The organism is Plesiocystis pacifica SIR-1, assembly GCF_000170895.1.
GTDB lineage: Bacteria > Myxococcota_A > Polyangia > Nannocystales > Nannocystaceae > Plesiocystis > Plesiocystis pacifica.
This window is the reverse complement of record NZ_ABCS01000009.1, coordinates 132,850-154,197: the sequence shown is the minus strand read 5'-3', so window position 1 is coordinate 154,197 and position 21,348 is coordinate 132,850. Positions and strand designations below refer to the sequence as shown.

The 21,348-nt window shown below is 72.5% G+C and carries 11 protein-coding genes; 1 reads left to right on the top strand and 10 read right to left on the bottom strand.

The window, feature by feature from the left end; translation table 11 throughout:
* Window positions 1-500: 500 nt before the first annotated feature.
* The 10 genes from PPSIR1_RS06890 to PPSIR1_RS47450 all read right to left on the bottom strand — a co-directional run bounded on the left by PPSIR1_RS06890 (window position 501) and on the right by PPSIR1_RS47450 (window position 17,948).
* Complete coding sequence (locus PPSIR1_RS06890; RefSeq protein WP_157595265.1) at window positions 501-1,556, bottom strand: choice-of-anchor L domain-containing protein; 1,056 nt, start codon at window positions 1,554-1,556, stop codon at window positions 501-503.
* Between the two features lie 59 nt (window positions 1,557-1,615).
* Window positions 1,616-3,394: a serine/threonine protein kinase gene (locus PPSIR1_RS42010; protein WP_006970286.1), complete on the bottom strand. Its 1,779-nt coding sequence runs from the start codon at window positions 3,392-3,394 to the stop codon at window positions 1,616-1,618.
* Complete coding sequence (locus PPSIR1_RS47460) at window positions 3,391-4,416, bottom strand: DUF1835 domain-containing protein (RefSeq protein WP_006970285.1); 1,026 nt, start codon at window positions 4,414-4,416, stop codon at window positions 3,391-3,393. The genes PPSIR1_RS42010 and PPSIR1_RS47460 overlap by 4 nt, the downstream gene beginning before the upstream one ends.
* The gene (locus PPSIR1_RS42000) at window positions 4,413-7,481 is read right to left on the bottom strand and encodes a carboxypeptidase regulatory-like domain-containing protein (protein WP_006970284.1); all 3,069 of its coding nucleotides are present in this window, start codon (window positions 7,479-7,481) and stop codon (window positions 4,413-4,415) included. The genes PPSIR1_RS47460 and PPSIR1_RS42000 overlap by 4 nt, the downstream gene beginning before the upstream one ends.
* Window positions 7,482-7,586: 105 nt before the next feature.
* A complete protein-coding gene (locus tag PPSIR1_RS06875; protein ID WP_006970283.1) occupies window positions 7,587-8,219 on the bottom strand; it encodes a hypothetical protein in 633 nt (210 codons plus the stop codon).
* Window positions 8,216-9,598, bottom strand: a complete 1,383-nt coding sequence (locus tag PPSIR1_RS06870; RefSeq protein ID WP_006970282.1) for a DUF1552 domain-containing protein — start codon at window positions 9,596-9,598, stop codon at window positions 8,216-8,218. The genes PPSIR1_RS06875 and PPSIR1_RS06870 overlap by 4 nt, the downstream gene beginning before the upstream one ends.
* Window positions 9,595-11,301 carry a DUF1592 domain-containing protein gene (locus tag PPSIR1_RS06865; RefSeq protein ID WP_198154474.1) on the bottom strand — a complete coding sequence of 569 codons (1,707 nt, stop codon included), beginning with the start codon at window positions 11,299-11,301 and terminating at the stop codon, window positions 9,595-9,597. Before PPSIR1_RS06865 ends, PPSIR1_RS06870 begins: the two co-directional genes overlap by 4 nt.
* A gap of 107 nt (window positions 11,302-11,408) precedes the next feature.
* Window positions 11,409-16,229: a VIT domain-containing protein gene (locus tag PPSIR1_RS06860; RefSeq protein WP_006970280.1), complete on the bottom strand. Its 4,821-nt coding sequence runs from the start codon at window positions 16,227-16,229 to the stop codon at window positions 11,409-11,411.
* Window positions 16,230-16,362: 133 nt separating this feature from the next.
* Complete coding sequence (locus PPSIR1_RS47455) at window positions 16,363-17,340, bottom strand: glycerophosphodiester phosphodiesterase family protein (protein WP_006970279.1); 978 nt, start codon at window positions 17,338-17,340, stop codon at window positions 16,363-16,365.
* Window positions 17,341-17,387: 47 nt separating this feature from the next.
* Window positions 17,388-17,948, bottom strand: a complete 561-nt coding sequence (locus tag PPSIR1_RS47450) for a hypothetical protein (RefSeq protein ID WP_157595264.1) — start codon at window positions 17,946-17,948, stop codon at window positions 17,388-17,390.
* A gap of 167 nt (window positions 17,949-18,115) precedes the next feature.
* On the opposite strand from PPSIR1_RS47450, the gene PPSIR1_RS06845 reads away from it, so the two are divergent.
* Window positions 18,116-21,241: a HEAT repeat domain-containing protein gene (locus tag PPSIR1_RS06845; RefSeq protein WP_006970277.1), complete on the top strand. Its 3,126-nt coding sequence runs from the start codon at window positions 18,116-18,118 to the stop codon at window positions 21,239-21,241.
* Window positions 21,242-21,348 lie beyond the last annotated feature (107 nt).

Sequence of the window (21,348 nt, the reverse complement as noted above, 5' to 3'; positions counted from 1 at the left end):
GCCCCCGCAAGCGGGGGCGTGGATTCGTTGACAGTCCCTGAGCTCTGTCTAGCCCCCACAGCCACCTGGGACCGGGGGCGCTTCGTCGCTCCGCTCCTCCGCTTTGGCTTGGTGGGCAATGACGTTCGTGCCTTCGAGAAGGCTCGTGGTCGCCCCCGCAAGCGGGGGCGCGGATTCGTTGACAGTCCCTGAGCTCTGTTTAGCCCCCACAGCCACCTGGGACCGGGGGCGCTTCGTCGCTCCGCTCCTCCGCTTTGGCTTGGTGGGCAATGACGTTCGTGCCTTCGAGAAGGCTCGTGGTCGCCCCCGCTCGCGGGGGCGTGGATTCGTTGACAGTCCCTGAGCTCTGTCTAGCCCCCACAGCCACCTGGGACCGGGGGCGCTTCGTCGCTCCGCTCCTCCGCTTTGGCTTGGTGGGCAGTGACGTTCGTGCCTTCGAGAAGGCTCGTGGTCGCCCCCCCTCGCGGGGGCGTGGATTCGTTGACATCCTCTGTCCTCGCTCAGGCGTTCGGCCGCGGCGCGAGGCCGCAGGCCGGACCCTCGCCGTCAAAGCTGCACGGCTCGCAGTCCCAGCGCAGGTCGTCGAGGAGCACCGCGCTGGCCACGGAGTCGTCGCCGACGTCGGCGAGGTAGATCGTCAGCTCGACGCGCTCCCCCGGGACCACGGGCACGCGCAGCTCGAGCCACCCGCTCCCGCCGTGGCCCTCGAAGCCCGTGCCCGCCAGGGCCGGGTCGTCGCCGCGGTGGCGCATCCAGCCCGCGGCGCTCAGCGAGGAAGCGGTCAGCGCTCGACCCTCGACGAGGGCGACGTTGCCGGTGAAGGCCTCGCTCGTCGACCACACCGCGAGCACGTCGTTGAAGGCCGAGGGCGTGAACTCGGGGTACTCCGCGGAGAAGTAGGCCAGGTCCAGGCGCAGGCCGTGGGTCCCGGGCGGGACCTCGAGCGCCGTGGACAGGGCCAGGGCGTCGTGGGGCTCGGCCCCGTGGGCGAAGGGCTCGGCGAGGCTGCCCGAGCAGTCGAGGGCGCCGTCGCAGCCGGGCTCGCTGGTCAGGGGCGCGAACAGGGGCCCGCCGTCGGGGTTGTGGGTCTCGCCTTGATCGAGGGCGGAGCCGGGCGCCGCGACCACGGCCGCGTCGACGTCGAGGGCGGGCAGGCGGCCGGTCGAGAGCAAGAGCAAGCGAGCGTCGAGGTTGTGGCCCTCGCTGGTCGCGCGCGGCGTCCACCAGGATCCAAAGCGCTCCGCGACCCGCCACGAGTCCGGGTCGACGGCGAGCAGTCCGGCGCCGCCGACCTCGGGCAGCGAGGACTCGTCGGGGCCGGGCTCGCAGCCCAGGCCGAGCGCGCGGCTGGCTTGCTCCACGCCCGGCGCCTCCGACGAAGACGCGTCCGCGGGGCCGCACGCGGCGTAGCGTGTCGGCGCCTCGCACTCCTCCACGGACATCGCCACGGGGCCGCCCTGGGGCTCGACGAGGTCGTCGGCGCAGGCGAGCGCGGCGGCCACGGAGCAGGTGACGAGGGCGACGCGGAGCGGTCGCCAGGCGGGCGGAGTGGGCACCGTTCGGTCCATGACCGGGCCGCCCAGAATCCTTCAGCTCCTTCCGCCCGGCGGCCCCGTCAGTCCTGGGAGGCCCCCGACTCGGGCAGCCGCTCCACGAGGACGTGGTCGATGGCCGCGGCCGTGGCCGGGTTCGTGACCATGCCCATCGCCTCGGGCTCGGCCCACGCCAGGGCCTCGACCTCGACGCGCACCACCCGGTAGCCCATCTCGGCGAAGCCCGCCTCCACGCCAGGGATCAGCGCCACGCGCAGCTGCGCGTGGGCCTCGCTCTCGGGCCCCTCGTCGAGGGCCGCGATGGCCTCGGGGCGACTGAGGCGCACGAGCAGGTGCGGCAGCATCTTGGTCCGCAGCTGCCCCGCGGCGGTCGTGGTCCCGGTGGTCCACGAGTCGACGGACAGCAGCCCGCTGAAGTTCGCGCTCTTGCCCCCAGGCTCCCGGCTCAGGGCCACGGTCACGCGCAGGCCCAGCTCCACGGCCAGGCCGGGTCGGACCACCAGGGCCGCCGGGCGATAGACGATCACGAAGGGCTCCCAGGTCGCCAGGTAGGCCGGCACCAGGGGCTGCCAGCGCACCCACTTGGTGTCGCCGCTGGCGTTGCCCATGACGCCGTGGTGGAGGACCTCCTCGGGGCGCACGCGCACGGGGTGACGGATGACGATGAGCGCGACGAAGTAGGCCAACAGGGCCATCCACAGCGTCGCGCCGGCGGACATGGCCGCGCCGGCCCCGACGGTCCCGGCGATCAGCACCGCGGTCATCACCCACCACGGCGTCGAGACCTCGCGGGTCAGCGCCAGGCCATCCTCGGCCTCGACGACGAGCTCGATGGCGCCGTGCTCCGGGACCGCCACCGCGGTCTGCACCGCCCCCTTGTTCTGCACGGAGATGCTCACCGGCAGCGCCGAGGGGCCGACGGCGGGGAGCGCCAGCGGGCCGCCGCCCTCGTCCCCAGACGGTGCGTCCAACGCCGCGAGGGCCTCCTCCGCCGAGGCCACCCGCCGGTCGAGGGCCGGCTCGACCAGGCCCTCGAGAAACTCCGCGAAGCCAGGGCTCACGTTGACGTGCTCGCGGAAGTCGAGGCGGTGCCCGCTCGGATCGAAGAGGTCCGCCGGGTCGCGGCGCGCGAGCAAGGTGATCAGCGTGGCCCCGAGGGCGTAGAGGTCGGTCGCGGGCACGGGCCGGCCCATGAGCTGCTCGAGGGGCGCGTAGCCGATGGTCCCGATCGCCATGGTCGAGCCCCCGCCCGGGGCCGAGCGGTCGCGGACCAGGTCGAAGTCGACGAGCACGCAGCGCTCTTCGGGGGCCGAGGTCAGGATCACGTTGCCGGGCTTGAGGTCGCGGTGGATCACCGGCGGGCTGAGGCCGTGGAGGTAGCGCAGGACCTCGAGCAAGCTCCGCGCCACGCCCCGGGCCCGGGCCTCGTCAAAGCGCTCTCCGGCGTCGAGGGCCGCCGCCAGCGACCGACCTTCCACGAAGGCCTGGACCGAGTAGGAGACCTGCCCGCCGTCGCGGGTGTCGGTCCAGTGGGCGATGAAGTCGGGGACGCCGGCGTGCTCGAGGCCCTGCAGCACCCGGGCGGCGCGCTCGAACAGCTCGACCTGCTTCCAGTCCGCGGCCTGGGCGAGGCTCAGCTCCTTGATCACGACGGGGCCCCCGCTGTCGAGGTCGTCGGCCCGCAGGGTCCGAGCGCTGGTCTTGGTCGCCAACAGCTCGCGCACGACGAAGCGCCCGCGCAGGCGAAGCGGCGTGGCGCAGCGCGAGCAGGCGCCGCCCAGGTCCGCGTCGGTGTTCTCGGCCAGGCAGCGGGGACACAGGCTGATCCCCCCGCCGCTCATGCCAGCGCGTCCCAGGGCGCGCCGCCGCGCCAGGCCGAGGGTCCGTGGGCCGGCGGCCGCTCCCCCGCCTCGAGCCAGGTCGCCTCGCCGCGGAGCACGGCCTCGCCGCGCGCGGTCAGCTCGAGCTGCTCGCTGGGGAAGTCGCCGAGCATGGTGATCAGCGCGCGCTCGGGGGCGCCGCCAACGGGGGCCGCGAGCTCGCGCAGGTAGGCCCAGTACATCAGGTCGCCGACCCACGGGGCCGGGTCGAGCTCGCCCATCAAGCGCCCGAAGATCTGCGCGGCGAAGGCCGCCCCTTGCTGCGCGCAGGCCTCGTCGATGGCGCGCAGGCTCAGGTGCTGGAGCAGGCCGAGGCCGCCGCGCTCCGCCCTGGGCCCCTCGTCGAGGTGCCGGGCCATGGCCGCGGCCAGGAAGGGCAGCTCGGGGTGATCGAGCTCGCCGCGCTCGAGGGCGCCGCGCAGGCGGGCCGGGCTCGCCTCGCGGTAGGCCACCCAGACCTCGGCCGCGAGGGCGAAGGGGCCGCCGGGGCCCTCGCTCAGCGCCCGCCGCTGTGCGTAGAGCGGCGCGAAGGCTTCCGGACGCAGCTGGCCCATGCCGATGAAGCGGCGCACCGAGGGGTGGGCGTCGATCGAGACCAGGCGCAGCTTGGCTCGCGCGGCCGCCCCGGCCTCGCCCTCGAGGCCAGCGAAGGCCGCGAGCAGCTGGACGAGCATGCTCTGGTCGTAGAGGTCGTGCTCGAACCACAGGCACAGCTCGCCGTAGTCCGCGGCCCGGGCCGCGAGCGCGGAGCAGGGCCCGAGCTTGGCGTCGAGCTCGGCCCGCGGGATGTCCCAGGCGGCGCTCAGCCACGCCCGGCGGGTCTCGAGGTACTCGGCCTCGGAGGCCGCGGGCACGGGCCCCTGGCAGACCGGGTCGCTCCACTCGAGGAAGTCCCCGCCGGCCTCGCCAGCGCCGACGAGCCCCGCCTGGCGCAGGCTGTCGCGGATGTCGCTGCCGCAGCGGACGTGCAGGGTGCGGCTCACAGCGCCTCCCCCACGACGAGCTCGACGGTCTTGCCCCCGGCGACGCCGAGGCTGAGCGTGGTCCCGGGCGCGACCTGGGTCAGCGCGTACCAGCGCGACACGTACTCGCCCCCGACCTCGTGCCCGTCGACGCGCTCGATCACGTCGCCGACGGCGAGCTCGGTGCCCGCGGCCGGCCCCCCGGGGCGAATGAAGGCGACGATCTGCTTGGACTCGCCGGGGTCGACCCCCGGCTTGCGCGACTCGAGGGTGAAGCCCAGGTCGCCGCCGCGCTCGCCCGGGCCCATGCGGGCGCGCACGAGCTCGATGTCCCCGAGGTCTTGCTCGAGGGGCTCGGGCTCGATGGTCCGCGCGACGTTGCCGCTGGTGTAGCGGCCCTCCTGGCCCGCGCCGCGGAAGAACACCGTGACCATCACCTGCCCCGGCGGCACCTCGTGGAGGACGAAGCGTCCGTCGGCTCCGCTGACGTTGCCGCGGTCCGGATCCGGCGCGGCCCGGCCCCGCGAGCGCGAGCGGATGATGACCGTGCCGCCGGGCACCGGCTCGCCGCTGTCGATGTCGACGAGGCGCCCGCTCAGCTCGATGCGCGGCGACAGGCGCAGCTCGATGCCCTCGCGCACCTCCCCGGCCCCGAGCTCGACCTCGGTCGTCGCCGTGCCCTGGGCCGAGCTCACGGACACCTCGTAGCTCCCCGCCGACACCCGGCTCAGGCGCCAGGCGCCCCCGGTTCGCAAGAAGGAGTCGGTGTAGCGCGTGCCCTGCTCGGCGTCGCGGACCACGAGCTCGAAGCGCTCGGGGGGCTCGCCGCCCTCGACGATCACCGTGCCGGCGAGCTCTCCGGGGGACTCGATGACCAGCTCCACCGTGCTCCCGACCTCGACCCCCTCGACCACGGCCTCGCCCCCGCCGCGGCGATGGGCGCGGACCAGGAAGCGGCCCTCGGCCAGCTCGCCGATCTCGAAGGCGCCGTCGGGATCGGTGAGCACCGGCTCGCTGTCCCAGCTCCAGCGCACCCGCCGGCGCGCCTGGGCCATGCTCGCGCCGGCCCGGTCGGACATGCGCTCGACCTCGACGAAGGCGTCGACCACGGGGCCGCCGTCCTGGTCGACGACGCGACCTTGGATCCGGCCGTCGCGGGACTCGACCACCAGGCGGACCTCGGCGACGGCGTCGGCCCGCACCGCCACGACCTCGCCCTGGACGTCGTCGTCGGTGGTCCCGGGCGCGCGCATGGACTGGCCGCCAAAGAAGCTCGCGCTCGCCTGCGCCTCGACCCGGACCTCGCCCACGCGCACCCCGAGCAGCTCGAAGCGGCCCTCGTCGTCGGTGCGGCCGCGGGAGGCCTCGTAGGCGCCGGTCTGGTTGGCGACGACCGAGGCGCCCGAGACCGGCCGCTCGTTCTCGTCGACGACCACCCCGCGGACCGTGCCCGTCGCGGGCATCTCGATGCGCACGCCCGAGACGTCGCCGCCCTCGAGCTCGATGATCGTGGGCTCCTCGGGCCCCGCCTGGCCGCGCCAGCCCTCGCCCGCGTCGAGCTCGTAGCGCCCCGGCAACAGCCCGCCCAGCTCGAAGCTGCCGTCGGGGTTGGACTCCGCCCCCTGGTTGACCGTGCGCGCCTTGGCGGCCTCGGGGTCCTGGATCGCCCGCGCCACCACCCGGACCTCGTCGACGGGTTCGCCCCTCGAGTCGACGACCTCGCCGCGGATCGCCAGGCCCTCGCGGACCTCCCAGACCAGCCCGACGAGGGCCTCGGGCTCGGTCCCGACCTCGAGCTCCGCATAGGTCTCTTCGGAGAGCATGTCCGAGCAGCTCACGCTCACGCGGTACGTGCCCGGGAGCACCCCCCGAAAGCGGACCATGCCCTCGGCCTCGATGGGCTGCCAGTAGGACTCCTGGTGGTCCATGTTCAAGCTGACGTTGCCCCCAGCGCAGGGCTCGGGCTCCCCGGTGGCGCTGGCGATCACCACCTGGCCCTCGACGTAGGCCCCCGGGTGCGCGCGGATCTCGACGGGGCTCGAGGTCTCGCCCAGGCCCAGGTGGACCTGCTCGGCGGCCTCGCCCCGGAGCGAGTCGGACTCGGCCGTGGGCTTGAAGGTCCCGGGCGCGAGGCCGTCGATGCGGAAGTTGCCCTGCTCGTCGGTCCGCGCCGTGCCCAGGCCCGAGCCCGCCGGAGCGAAGCGCCCGCCCGAGTCGACCGTCGCCCCCGCGACGCCCTCGCCGGTCCGCGCGTGCACGACCCGACCGACGAGCACGGACTCCGGCGTCAAGAACAGCTCCACGAACTCCCCGGGCGCCCGCGCCGGGGTGCTGCCCTCGGCGTAGCCCTCGATCCGCGCCGACACCATCACGTCCCCCGGGCTGGCCCAGATCGCAAACGCCCCCTCGGCGTCGGTGCGTCCCACCGCGGATCCCCGCGCCCGACCGCGGACCATCCAAGAGCCCTCGACCTGGACCTCCGCGCCCTCGATGGCTCCGCCCGCGATGTCCTTGATCACGCCCTCGACCAGGGCCCCGCCCGCCGGCAGCACGATGTCGACGTGCTCGCGGGTCTGCCCGGCGACGAGCTCGAGCTGCCCCTCCCAGCGCCCGTCGATCTGCTCGACCCAGCGCCGGGGCTGGTGCTCGGCCGCGCTCGCGTGCACGGCCGTAGGCACGGGCCACAGCCCCTCGAGGCGGTAGTAGCCGTCGGGACCGGTCGTCGTGCACGGCAGCTCGCGCACGCGCAGGCCCTCCAGTCGACCCTGGTTGGGCATGGCGCAGACCTGGGCGTCGGCGATGGCGCGGCCCTCGGGGTCGCGCACCGTGCCTGAGACCGCGGCCTTGGCCGCCGTGGCGAGGTCGGGCTTGGACCCGATCGCGCGCTCGTCGGCGCCCGAGCGGTTGCCCGCCCCGCCGCTGTCGGCGACGACGGCCGCGTCAGAGCGCTCGTCTCCTCCGCCGCCGCCGCCTCCGCGAGCCATCCACAGCGCGAGCCCGACCACCAGGGCCAGCCCGGCGAGCAGGGCGACGGAGAGCGCTCTTCGAGATTCGGGGGGCTGGGAGTCTTTGCTGTCCGGGGCCATCGCTGAACATCGAGCCCCCCGCTCCCGCGGGGGGTCCGTGCCGACGATGGTGCCAGAAATCGGGCCTGACGGGGCGGGGTGCCCGATTAGCGAGGAATCGCGGGGCTAGCCGCCCACGAGCGAGAGCTCGAACTCGCTGCCCTCGGTGAAGCCCTCGCCGACCACGATCCACGCACCGCCGACGCGCTGGTAGCTCTCCTCGCCCGCGTAGCCGACGGCGAAGCTCATGCCCGCCAGACCGGCCGGGTCGAGCATCGCCTCGGGGCAGGCCTCGCCCTCCCCCGCGCCCAGGGTCAGCTCGAAGGCCCACTCGCAGGCCTCGCAGTCGTCGAGGGGCGTGGCCGTGGCGACCGGCCCCTCGAGGAAGCACTGCTCCTCGCCCATGGTCACGCGGATGTACTCGACCGCGCCCTCGAGGCTGACGCCGGGCGTCACCGTGCCCCACACGTACCAGCCGATGAAGTCCTCCTCGCCCTCCTCCTCTTCTTCATCGTCCTCGAACTCCTCCTCGCCCGCTTCGAAGCCCTCGTCGGAGGTCGTCCCGGCCTCGAGGGTCGTGCCCTGCGAGGCCGTGGCGCCCTCGTCCTCGACGGCCCACCACTCGTCGGTGCCCGTGTCGCCCCCGGCATCGCCGACGCCCCCGCCGGGCGAGTCCGCCTCGCCGCAAGCAGACGCCGCTCCCAACAGCGCCAAGGTCCCGAGCACGAGGGGGATGGATCGCAGCCGCAGAGCGCTCACGCCAGGAGCTCCGTGATCGGGCCGCTGCAGTCGATGCGCTCGCCCATGGCGTTGTAGAGTTCGGTGATCGGCATCGCGTTGATCGGCAGGCCCATGGCCTGGCAGAGGCTGACCAAAAAGCGCTGATGGGGCAGCCCCATGGTCGGGTACTGGTCGTACTGCAGCCCCTGGTAGGGGGTGCTGCGCGGGAAGTGGACGTAGCGACCCAGGCGCAGGCACGCGCCCCCGCCCCCGCCGACGACCACCGGGTAGCGGTCGAAGCCGTGCCACGAGTCGGCCATCTCGCTCATCCACACGACCAGGGTCGAGTCGAGCAGGGTCCCCTCGCCCTCGGGGACGGCCTCGAGGGCCGCGAGGATCTGCGCGAAGTGGCTGGCGTGGTAGTTGCCGTAGGCCGTCATCACGTCCGAGGCCTCCTGGGAGTCGTAGATCCCGTGGGCAAAGTCGGCGTGCACGTCTCCGGGCGGGGCCCCGAGCTGCGCGTTGGTCAGCTGGCCCATCTGGAAGGACACCACCCGGGTCAGGTCACAGGACAGGGCGACCGTGGCCATGCCGAGCTGCGCCGCGAAGTCCGTGTCGTAGTCGCCGTGGGTCTGTGGCCGCGCGGGCACGTCGTCGCACACCGCCTCCGCAAGACCCACGATCTGGGCCTCGAGGGCGTGGACCAGCTCGCGGTGGGCGTCGAGCTTTTGCTGGTCGACGGGGTTGAGCTGGCCCGCCAGGGCGCCGTAGCGCTCGGACAGGGCGTCGAGCACGGAGGCCTGGTTGTCCTGGATCGGCCCGTTCATGCCCGCGCCGAACAGCCGGTCCCACAGCAAGCGCGGGTCGTCGATGACCGGCAGGGGCTGGTTGCGCCCGCGGTAGATCACCGAGCCGTAGCCGTCGTAGGACAGGCCGCCGCCCACGGACAGCTCGAGGGAGCGGTAGCGATCGGGGCGCGCGACGACGTCGGCGATGACCTGGTCGATGGTCGCGTCGCCGGCGTAGGGGAAGCCCCCGACCCAGGCCGCGTTCGCCCCGGTCAGCGAGTGGGCCTGGGCGCGCTCATGGCGAAAGCCGCTGCCGTCGGCCTCGGCCGAGACCAGGCCCAGGCCGTCGACCACGGAGATCTGGCTGCGGTAGGCGTGCAGCGGCGCGAGGATCTCGCCCATCTCGCCCACGCTCCAGCCGGCCATGTCCTCGACCCAGCTGTGGTCCGCGGGCTGGTCGGTCGGGTTCGTCGACCAGCGATCGGGGACCGTGCCCTGGGCCGAGTACATCAGCACGAAGCGAGTCGGCGGGGTCCCGCTGGCCCGGGCGCGGCGCGAGAGCGAGGGCAAGAACAGCGAGCCAGCGCCGAGGCCCATGGCGGTCAGGAAGTTGCGACGACGAACGCTCACTGGCTCTTCTCCCTTCGGGTCCGGAAGGCCTCGCTGGCGACGATCTCGACCAGCATCCCCTCGATGCGGCCGCCGTCTCGCCAAAAGGCCTCCTGCAGCGCCGCGATCGAGTCCTTGTCGTCGGGCGCCTCGTTGCGGTGCATGGCGTAGCGGTACATCTGCTTGACCATGCAGTCGTGGGCCGTGCGGCTCGTCGCCAGGCGCTCGGACAGCTCGACGGCGCCGTTGACCGGCCCGTCGACGTCGGTGCCGAGCACCGCCCCGCTCGCGTCCACGGGGTAGCCGTTGTCCTGGTCGCGCCACGCCCCTAGAGAGTCGTAGTGCTCGAAGGGGAAGCCGACCCCGTCGATGGCCTCGTGGCACACGCTGCACGCCGGGTTGTTGCTGTGCGCCGAGTAGCGGTCGCGGTTGGTCTTGGGCTCCATGCCCTCGAGCTCCTCGATGGGCGGCACGTCGTCCGGGGGCGAGCCCGGCGGCTGGCACAAGATCCGCTCGCGCACGAACACCCCGCGCAGCACCGGCGAGGGGAACACGGGGTGGGCGTGGCCGACGAGGAAGGGCAGCGAGGTCAAGAAGCCCGCGCGCTGATCCGCCGGCAAGGTCGCCGGGTACATCGTGATCTCGTGGACGTCGACCATGCCCACGAACTTGGAGATGGTGATCGACCGCGAGGTGTCGAGGGTCGCGTTGTAGTAGTCCGCGGTGTCCTCCGTGGCCCAGGTCTGGCGCGTGGTCAGCAGCCCCGCCAAGGTCCCGTCGTCGCGCATGAAGTCGCGCAAGAACAGCTCGAACTCGGCGTCGAGGGCCAGGCGGAAGGCCGCGATCTTGCCCCCCGACTCCTCCTCGTCCTCGAGCTCGCTGAAGTAGGTCTCCGGGTCGATGACGATGCCTTCGATCAGGTCGGCGGCCAGCCACTGCTCGAAGAAGTGCAGCAGCATGAAGTCCGCGCGCGAGTTGGCGAGCATGCGCTCGGCCTGGGCGCGGACCCCCGCCTCGGCGTCGAGCTCACCGGCCGCGGCGGCCCGGAACAGCTCCGCGTCGGGCATGGAGTCCCACAGGAAGTAGGACATGCGCGAGGCCACCTCCCAGCCGCTCAGCGGCGTGGAGCCGTCGGCGCCCTCAGCCGCGTCGAGGCCGGGCTGCTCGACGATGTACAAAAAGTCCGGGGTCTGCAGCAGGGTCTGCAGGGCCAGCTCCATCGCCGGGCGAAAGCCCAGGCTCGCGTACCACTGGTCGAAGCGACCCAGGATCCAGCTGAGCTCGTCCTGACTGACCTGGCGCCGGAAGGCCCGGCGGATCATCCGGTCGAGGGTCGAGTGCCCGCAGGCCACGGGATCGCTGCCGCCGTCGCTGGTGCAGTCGAGCCACGGCCCCGGCGCGTCCATGGCCGCCGCGGTCACCGCTTGCATGTCGCGCTGGAGCGACTCGACCAAAAAAGGGCTCGCCTGGCGCGTGACCGCGTTGTTGCTGAAGCCGTGGACCGGGATGTCCGGGGGCAGCTCGACGGCGGGGAGCTCCGTGGTCAGGAACAGGTCCTGGAGGGTGTAGTTGAGCTGGGTCTGGGTCAGCCGGTGCAGGGCCGTGGGCGCGGTCACGGCAGGACCGGCCTCGAGGGGAGCCTCGCTTGGCGGGCTCACGTCCTCGGAGCAAGCCAGCGAGCTCGCCGCGACCAGCAGCGAGGCCAGGACCAAAAGCGAAGCCAAGGTCGGTGCAGCGGGACGACGAGGTCGCCCGCCGCCGCGGAGAAGGGACGTCATGCACCCCTGTCCCCCGCAACGGCGGCGGCGTTACAGATTTTTTTCGGGCCGGCTCAGCCAGCTGCGTCGTCCGTGGGCTCGGGCTCCTCCGGCTCCGGCTCGTCCGCCCGCGCAGCCGCGGCCGCGATCTGCCCCTCGCTCGCCACGACGTGGAAGGCCTCACCGTCCCAGCGCACCTCGACGCGCTCGAAGACCACCTCCCGGTCGGGGATCAACCCGGCGTGGCGCACCTCCAGGGCCGCCAAGCCGCCCCGCTGCACGGCCCACAGGCCCGTGTCGCCAGCGAGGGTGTAGCCGCGGGTCAGCATCGACGCGGCCTCGGCCGCCGCCCGAGCGGCCGCGACCGCCTCGTCGTCGCCGAGCTCCGCGAGCGCGGGGCCCAGGGTCAAGCTGTGCTCGAGGTCCCGCCAGACCACGAAGGTCCAGGTCGTCGGCGCGTCGAAGAGCTGCAAGCGCTTGAGCTCCCGCCCCAGCTTGGCCTTGATCGCCTCGTCGCTCTCCTCGTCGTGGAGCTGCGCGAGCAGGAAGGCCGCGTGCATCCGCGCCCACCGGCGGGGATCGTCGAGGCCCGGGCGGCCCTCGCCGATGGCCACCTGCCGGAGCACCCGCAGGCCCTCGTCGACCCGCCCGGCGCCCGCGGCCGCGCGGGCCAGACGGACGGCGTCCTCGGGCGCGCCGCTGAGGTCGAAGAGGTCGCCGAACTGGCGGTAGGCCTCCTGATACCAGCCGTGGCGCAGGAAGATGTCCCCGAGCAGGCGCCGGGTCTCCGGGCTCTGCGGGTCGTACTCGACGATCTCCGAGTAGATGCGCTTGGCCTCGTCGACCTCGCCCTCGGCGACCAGGATCTCGCCCAGGCGCTCGGCCAGGGCCGGCGTCATCAGCCCGCGCTCGCGCAGGCGCCGACCCGCGGTGATGGCCTCCTCGCGGCGCTCGAGGGAGAAGAGCAGGTCGATGTGGATGAGGTCGAGGTGCAGGCGCTCGGCCGCCGGGACGTCGCGGTAGACCTCGAGGGCCGCCTCGACCAGCTCGAGGGCTTGCTTGTTGGTCGGGGCCGCGGCCACGGCCAGCTCGAGGCGGTCGAGGTCGATGGCGTCGCCAAACAGCGCGCGCTCCAGGGCCCGGGTCAGCTCCGGGTCGACCAGGCGCCGCTGCAGCCCGCGGACCAGGAAGGCCTTGGCCGCGACGTCGGTCCAAAAGTGGCTGACCAACAGCTCGATCTCCGCCTCGGTCTGGACCCCGGCCTGGAGCATGTCGAGGAACACCCGCTGCTGCCGCCAGTTGGCCAGCTCGCAGGTCGAGGCCGCGAGCTCGTAGGCCGACAAGCGCCCGACCATGTCCGGCGCGCGGTCGAGGGCCTGGGCCCACAGCACCTTGCGCTGGCTCAGCGGGCGGGCCGAGGCGTCGCTGCACGGCGCCTTTTGGTTGCGGGCCACGGGCGAGCTCGTCGGCGCGCTGGTCCGCAAGCTCGCGGCCCGCCAGGCCCAGGCGTCCTGGCGCCTGGACTCGCGCTGCCGCTCGGCCTCCTTCTTGGCCGGGCTGCGGTCCTTGTCCGCGTCCGCGCCCTGCTGGAGGTTCGCCTCGTCCCGGCCCTCGGTCTTGGCGACCTCGAGCTGAGCGAGGAGCCCCTCGACCGTCTGCTCGACCTCCGCCGGCGCGTCCATGGCTTTGTTCTCGGTGTTCTCGAGCTTCTCGACCAGGCCGTTGTCGGCTCCGTAGCCGCTCTTGCCACCGCCGCCGCCCGAGCCGATGAGGCCGACCCCGCCCAGCCCGGCCGCTTCGCCGTCGGCGAGGAAGTCTCCAAACTCCCCGGAGGTGGGCTCGGGCGCGGCCGCAGGCGCAGGCACCCCGCCCGGCACCCCGCCCGCCATGCCCTTGGCCCGCGAGCCGGAGCTGCGCTTGGACTTCGCCGTCGCCGGCCTGCTGGGCGGCGGCGGGGCCTCCTCCTCTTCCTCCATCATCTCTGGCTCGGCGTCGGCGGGCTCGCCCATGGCCGACGCGTCGTCCATGCGAGCATCGGAGGCCGGGCGCGACTCCTCTTTCTTGGCATCGTCGGCGCTGTCCTTCCCGCCCCCAAACATCTGGGTCCGAGAGGCCGACACGTCCTCCTCCTCGTAGAACTCCCCGCTGTCCGCGGGCGCGCCCACGCAGCCCCACGGAGCCGTCAGCGCGGCCCCGAGCAGCTCGCCCGCGCTCGCGCCCCCGAAGGGCTCGGGTCGGCGGTGGTCCTCCATGCGCTGCTGGTGCGGCAAGACCATGGCCGCGCCGAGCAGCTGACGGTCGAAGGCCCGCTCGCGCCGCTCGATGCCCTTGCGCGTGTAGGCGTACTCGCTGTCGAGGGCCAAGAAGGAGGTGAAGGGCGTCATCAGCCCGTACTCGAGGCCCAGGGCCAGGACCTTGCCGCGCACGGCCTGGGCCCCGCGGCCGTCCCCGAGCAGCCGCTCGATCCGCGCCTGGGCCCACAGCTTCGGGACCACGAAGTCGATGGCCCCCTCGGTGCGCACCAGGGGCAGCTCGACGTCGTGGTCCTCACCGGCGAGCTCGTAGTGCACGCTCAAGTCCTCGGGCAGCTCGCCGTGGGTGCGCGCGAGCAAGACCAGCTCCTCGCCCCGGGCCAGCTTGCCGGTCGCGTTGGAGAAGGGGTCGTCGAGGAGCTGGGTCAGCGCCGTGCCGTCCGTGGTGGTCAGGCGCAGGTCCGTGAGCGTCGGGGTCTTGATCGCCCCGGACAGCTCGAGGGCCCGGACCACGGCCTGATCGGGCGTGGACACGCGCAGGCTCTCGCCGCCGCCGACCCGGGCCAGGCGCTCGAGCAGGGAGTCGTCGATGGTCGGGCCCACGCCCACGGTGAACAGCCGCGCGGGCGAACCGCTCAGGGCCCGGCGCAGGCGCTCGCTCAGGTCGTCGCTGCCGCGCTCGCCGGAGGTCGCCAGGCCGTCGCCGATGTAGACCACCGCGGGCTGGTCGGCGTCGTGGACCCGGTCGAGGGCGCGCTCGAAGATCGCCCCCAGGTCCGTGGCGCCGCCGTGGCGCCGCTCGCCGAGGGCCTCGAGGGCCGCGTCGATGTTCTCCGTGGACGCCGGCGTCATGCCCTGTTCGGGGTAGAGCACCTCGGCGGTCAGGTCGGCCGAGACCACGGCGAAGTTGTCGGACTCGCTCAGCGAGCGCAGCAGGGCCTCGGCGACGGCCAGGCGGCTCTGGTGCTCGGCGTCGTCGCCAAAGGCCGAGGTGTCCACGACCACGACCACGTCGGCCCGCGGCGGCGGCAATTTGTCGAACTCGATGTCCGGCAGCCAGCGCAGCATGACGTAGCGGGCCTGGTCCTCGCCGGGCGAGAAGGCGCTCAGGCGCAGCGCCGGCTCGTCCTCGCCGTGGCCGCCCCCGTGCTCGTGCGTGCTCGCCAGCTCGAGCTCGAAGTCGGCCCGCGGGGTGAACCCGCTGCGGCGCATGGTCACCAGGCGGTTGTCGCCGGACACCGAGGCCTCGCCGAGGGTCGAGATCGCGTGGGTCCGGGCCAGGTCGCCGCGCAGCTCGACCGCCAGCGCGAACTCCTCGATGGTCACGGCCTCGCGGGCGTCCGGGGCCGCGAGCGGGTAGGTGTAGCGCAGCTTGCCGTCGGACTCGCTGAGCAGCTGCTGGTAGCGGACCACGATGCGGCGCTGGCCCAGGGCCGGCACCGGGTAGATCTTCGCCCGCACGGTCCGCTCGTCGATCCACTCGAGCAGGGCCGGGTTGTCGTTGGTGACCTTGGCCGAGGCGTAGGTCGCCGCCGCCTGCTTGCGCTCGACGATCTCGCCGGCGATCAGCTCCCCGTCGGTCTCGAGCTCGAAGCCCACGAGCATCGCGCCCTCGGGCACGGTGAACCAGTACCAGCCCTCGACGTCGCGGTCCGAGGGGTTGAAAAAGCGCTGGTCGACGCGGGTCTCGGCGAGGTTGTCCTCGATGGCCACGTCGACGGTCTGCTGGGCGATGGTCAGGGGCAAAGAGGGCGTCCCGGGAGGCGCCGCGTCGTCGACGGCGTAGAGCGCCCCGGCCCCGCCGCCGATGCGCCCGCCCGAGCGCCGGTCCGCCATGCCGCCGGTCCAGTCCTCCCAAAAGCTCACCGGCTCGACCTCGGGCTTGGCCCCGCTCGCCGGCACCAGGGCCCGCTCGCCCGAGCTCAGCTCCTTGCGCTCGGCCTCGCTGGCGACCGTGGCGACGCCCTCGGCCACGTAGACCGTCGCGTCGCCGCCCTCGATGAGCGCGAGGTTGGCCCCGCCGTCGGTCAGCACCACCGTGGCCGCGCCGACGCGGTGGCTCATGGGCTCGCGGCCCTGCTCGAGGGGCGGCGCGTCCAGCCACAGCTCACCGGCGAGGAGCTCGAGGGCCGTGTCCTCGCCCAGGTGCACCTCGGAGTTGTCGCGGATGAAGATCCGGCTGCCGTCGGCGAGGCGGACCAGGGCCCGGGCGCCGGGGCCCGTCTTCAAGGTCGCGCCGATCGGCAAGGGCGTGCCCGAGAGCAGGCGCTTGGTCGCGCTGCCGTGCTCGCCCCCGCCCTCGCCCTCGCCCGAGACCAGCGTGACCTCGCCGGCCGCGAGCTCGAGCTTGGCCCCGATGGTCTCGGCGGCGACGGCCGGCGGCGCGCTCGAGAACAGCTGCGACGCGAACAGGCCGCCCGTCGCAAACAGCCCGAGCACGACGAAGCCCCCGACGACCTTGGCTCGATCGAGCCAGTTGACCTGCGGGGGCTCTTCCTGGTTGTCGCCGTCTTTCCGGACCATGGCCTCGGCCATGTCGTCGAGCTCTCGGTCGAGGGCGTCCGACGTGTCGGGAGTCTCCGGGGCGTCGGCGGAAGGGTTGGACTGCTCGGGGGCGGACTCGTCGGCTCGTTCGTCGCTCATGGTGGGGAGAACCTCAAAGGCAGCGGGTGGCGCTGGAGGCGGCGCCAATGCGTTGCTCACGCATGGTACCGCAACCGCGCGTGACGCGGCGGGCCCCCAACGCCGCGTCGAGCCCCCAGCTTTCAACCCGCCTTCAGCCCCCGATCACCCCCTCGAGCAGGACCGGATCGTCCGTCATGATCCCGTCCACCCCGTCGGCGATGAGGTTCTCCATGTCTGCGGCGTCGTTGACCGTCCACGGGTGGACCTTGAGGTCCAGCGCGTGGGCGAAGTCGATGAGCGCCTTGGAGGTCAGCTCCCAGGGCGACTGCACGAACTCACAGGGCGGCACGTAGTCGGGATCCCGGTCGTTGCTCGCCTGTTGGTAGGCCAACATCTCGGCCAGGGCCATGGCCGTGAAGGTGTCCGGGCTGGCCTCGCGGAACTCCTGGATGGTCGCGTCGCTGAACGAGGCGACCACGATGCGATCGGCGATGCCGTAGTCCTCGAGCACCGCCGCGAAGGTCGGCACCAGGCTCGGCTCGGTCTGCTTGATCTCCATGAGGTAGTAGGCGTCCGGGAAGGTCTCGAAGATCTCCTCGACCCGCGGAATCTGGATGCCCATCCCGCGATAGGGGAAGGTCTCGCCGTCGTCGGTCGTGAAGTCGTAGCCCGCGTCGAGGGCCCGCAGCTCGTCGAAGCTCATGTCCTTGACCGGGCCCGTGCCGTCGGTGGTCCGGTCGACGGTGTCGTCGTGGAGGACCACGATCACGCCGTCCGAGCTCATGTGCAGATCCATCTCGATGACGTCCGAGCCCACCGAGAGGGCGTGCTCGAAGGCGGGCAGGGTCGCCTCGGGGCGCTCGCGCCGGCCGCCGCGGTGGGCGATGTTCAAGACCGCGTCCGAGAGCAGCGGGTTGCCGCCCATGCCCGTGTCCGACTCGCCCTCGGACTCCGTCTCCGTCTCCGTCTCCGTTCCGGTCTCCGTGCCCGACTCGCTCTCCGTCTCCGTCTCGCTGTCCTCCGAACCGACCTCGTCGCCCCCAGGCCCGTCCGAGTCGTCCGCAGCCGGGCAGGCGCAGAGCATCCACGCGAACAACGAGCCGATCAAAGCCGAGGAAAAGCGACGCATGGCCGCATCATCGCTCAGCTCCCCCGGGGAGACCAGCGAGCGCGCGCTCAGACGCCCTCGTCGAGCCAACCGTAGTTGCAGGTCTGGCTGACCGAGGCCAGCTCCCGACGCATGCAGTCGAAGCGAGCCTCGGCCTCCGCCTCGTCGAGGCAGTCCGCGTAGCTCGCAGCCTCCGACAGCTCGCCGAACACCGCCGCGTTGACGACGAGCGAGAGGTCCTCCTGGCCCCAGTCGCGGCGCACCGCGGACCCGTCGGAGCGGATCCGGACGTAGCCGAGGTCCGTGTACTGCCCCTCGAGCCCCGTCCACGACCAGGCGATCCACCCCGGCGTGCGCTGAGCCAGGGCGTCGAGGGCACAGCTCAGCGCGTCCTCGTCGACGACGAAGGGCCCAGACCCCTCGCTGCCCTCCGACGCGACCACCGTGGGGCACAGCGCCTCTTCGCAGCTTGGCTGCGCGGGCTCCCCGGGGCCGAACTCGACGGGGATGCACTCGCAGCCCTCGAGCACGGCGGGCTCCTCGGAGCACGCCCCGAGCGCCAGCGGGCCCAGGGCCATCCCGCAAAAGGCCGCGATCAAACTGATGGTCCGCGCAGGGTTCCAGGTCATGGCGAGGCTCTCGGCCACAGATTAACCCACTCGACCCATGGGGGCCCTCCCGCCGCCACGGAAAGTGCTGGCCCGCTGGCCCGTCGCCATTCGACACTATCTCTCCGTCCTCGCAATCCCGGTAGCGGGCGACGGTACTCCCCGAGTGGAACCCGGGAGTCTTTGCCATGGCCAACGATTTCATGCCCCCCGTCGCGCCCAAGCCCGCCGCCGCGCCGCGTCCCCCCGTGCCGCCGCCGACGCTGCGCGAAAGCCCCGCATGGTTGGACCTGCTCGAGGCCGCGCCCGCAGACCTCAACAAGAACCACTCGGTCTATACCAAGCGAGAAAAAGATCTGTGCGCCGAGCTGATCCAGGCCTGGCAGGCCGCGGGGGGCAGCGTCCCGGCCCTCATCGCGCAGGCCACGGAGCTGATCGAGGGACCCGAGCCCCAGGACGTCCACGACTACGAGAGCCGCTGGGCCACGGTCAAGCAAGCCGCCACCGTCCTCATCCACATCCGCGTCCGCTTCGAGACCCTGTGCCCCGACCACGACTGGGGCCTGACCAATACGGCCGTGTGGAAGAACCTCTCCCGCTGGGCGCGGAGCCAGTACAGCGACTACATCGGCGAGGACCAGGACCACCACCGGGCGCTGATCGCCTGGCGCAAGGGAAAGTTCGCCCTGGCGGCGCTGCTGCGGGTCATCCGCGAGCTGTGCCCCGACGACAAGGACCGCCTCGAGCGCTTCTTCAACTGCCACATGAGCTCGTTTTGGCGGGCCTTTTACCTGTGCGGCCCGGTCATCTGGGGCGCGCTCAAGAACGACGCCAAGCCCTACTTCGGCGAGGTCCGCAACTACCGGGCGGGGCACAAGCGGATCGCCTACGAGCACATCATCTACTGCCTCGACGAGGCCGATACGGAGTTCGCCCAGCTCCCCCACAAGCCCGACCGGGCCGTGCTCTTCCTCGAGACCCACGAGCTCGGCTTTCCCCAAGACAAGGAGCTGCGCGAGCGCATGTGGCGGGCGCTCGCGCGCTACCTCGGCGACGGCGACCCCGAGGGCGAGCGGACCGTGCGGATCTGCGTCGCGCTGTTCGGCGAGGCCGAAGTCATCGAGCTGCTGTGCAGCTCCAAGGGGCTGCCCCCAGGGCTGAGCACCTGCGACCCGAGCATGCAAGCCGCCGAGATCGGGCGCATGCTGCTGACCTACATCCCCGGCTTCGCCGAGGGCTGGAACACGAGCACCTGGCTGCGCTCGGACACCCTGCCCTACCTCCTCGCCGCCGCCAAACAGGGCCGCAGCTCGGTCCGCGAGGCCGCCCGCGAGCTGCTGCGCGGCCAGGAGCTGGGCGTGTTCTTCAAGCACCTCCACGAGGTCATGAGCCACCCGCGGGAGGACGGCGGCCACCCGAGCCACAGCCAGGTGTTCGAGCAGATCGAGCTGATCCACGGGGACGGCGAGGCCAAGAGCAGCGAGTTCGTGGGCGCGCTCCTGTCCAACCGCTACTTCTCGCGCCTCGACAAGGCCAAGCTGCTCCTGGGTCACCCGACGTTGCTCGAGCACCGCTGGCATTCCGAGCGCGCGCCCAACCATCGCAACCTCTTGTGGGTCATCCGCGCCGCGGCCGTCGAGGGCACGGAGACCCAGCTGCGCAAGCAGGCCCAGGAGTTCCTGCGCCGCAAGTCCGGGGACATCCGCAAGCAGTTCGACCGGGCCATGAAGCCCGAGAGCCGCGACGACACCCAGGCCGCGGACATGATCGCCAGCGCCGTCGAGTTCGGCACCGAGGGCTCGCTCAAGAGCATCCTCGACCGCTGCGTGCGCTGGGTGATCACCCGCCAAGAGCAGCTGCTCCTCGACCGCGCCGCCCACCACCTGCGCACCTCCCCCTCGGCCATCCCGGCGCTGATCCAGCTGATGATCCGCCTGCCCGAGCCCGACGTCGAGCACGTCAGCAAGTCCGTGCGCCAGGCCGTGCTCGACAGCCAGCAAAACCCTGCCCTGAGCCGCGTGTTCACCCCCGCCCGCGGCGACCAGGGCACCAGCGACCTCCTCGACCAGGTCACGACCGAGGCCCTCGCGCAGTGGTGCTACGGCCAGCGCGAGCGCTCCAAGGGCTTCGCCAGCACCCTGTCGCGCTACGAGGACAAGCTCGAGACGACCACCGGCGCGCTCTCGGGCCAGCGCGTCCGCGCCCTCGCCTCCGAGCTCGTCGCCCTGCTCGAGCAAGAGGAGCTGCGCGAGCGCCAGGACGAGGCGCGCTGCTGGGTGAGTCAGATCCTCGCCGAGATGAGCGACGCCTCGAACTTCACCGACATGTCCGCGCTCTACCGCGAGCAGATCAAGCCCCAGCTCCTGCACCAGGCCGTCGAGCCCCTGAGCCGACAGCTGCGCACGGAGCTCAACATCGACGTGCGCGAGAACGTGGTGCGCATCCTCGGCAACATCGGCGGGCGCGTGGCCGTGGACGCCCTGGTCCGCGCCGTGACCTCCGAAGAGCGCGAGCGAGCCGCCCGCCAGGACCTGCTCGCCGAGTACTACCTCAAGCCCTCCAAGGCGCGCAGCGAGGAGGCCTCGATCCTGCTCAAGGACGCGGTGTCCGACGCCAAGCAGACCATGCGCCTGCTCCAGCGCCTCAACGTCGCGACCTTCGTGCTCGGCGTCACCTTGATCTTCGGCGGCGTCGCCCTCGGGGTCACCAGCGAGGCCATGGCCGGGCGGGTCACCGGCGCGCTCGCGGGCCTCGGGGGCCTCGGGGCCGTGCTCACCCAGTTCCTCAAGGATCCCCTCGAGCGCATCCAACGGGCCATGGCCGACCTGGTCCAGATCCAGACCGCGTTCACCAGCTTCGTGTGGGAGCTGAACCTCAACGGCACCTACATCCAGAGCCAGTACGTCGCCCAGGGCGAGCTCAAGGACTACGACCTCGCCCAGACCAGCGGCCGCATCGAGAACGCGATGCAGCGGACCATCCACCTGATCCAGATCTACGCCAACGGCGAGGTCCAGGACATCACCCCCGAGCTGAACTACCTGCTGAGCGAGGGCGAGGGCAAGGGCGTGGTCACGGTGTTCGGTCGGGCCCTCGAGCCCCGCGTCGGCGCGACCCCAGAAAAGCGCGCCAAGGCGTTCAAGGTCGCCGTCAACGGCACCGTCGTCGACGCCACCGTCGAGGCCCGCTCCAACCAGCACGCCCTCGTCGACCTCAGCCGCGTGCTCGCCCGCGACCACGCCGGCGCGACGCGGGTGTGGGTCAGCCTGGTCATCGACGAGGTCGAGACCAACGCCCTGCCCCTCGACCTGTGACCCCTCCCAGCTCGGGGAGGGGACTGGCCATTGGACGGGTAACTGGCAATGAGCGCAACGTGCATTCACTTTGTGTCATAATTAATTGTTAATACTTTCGCGAATGC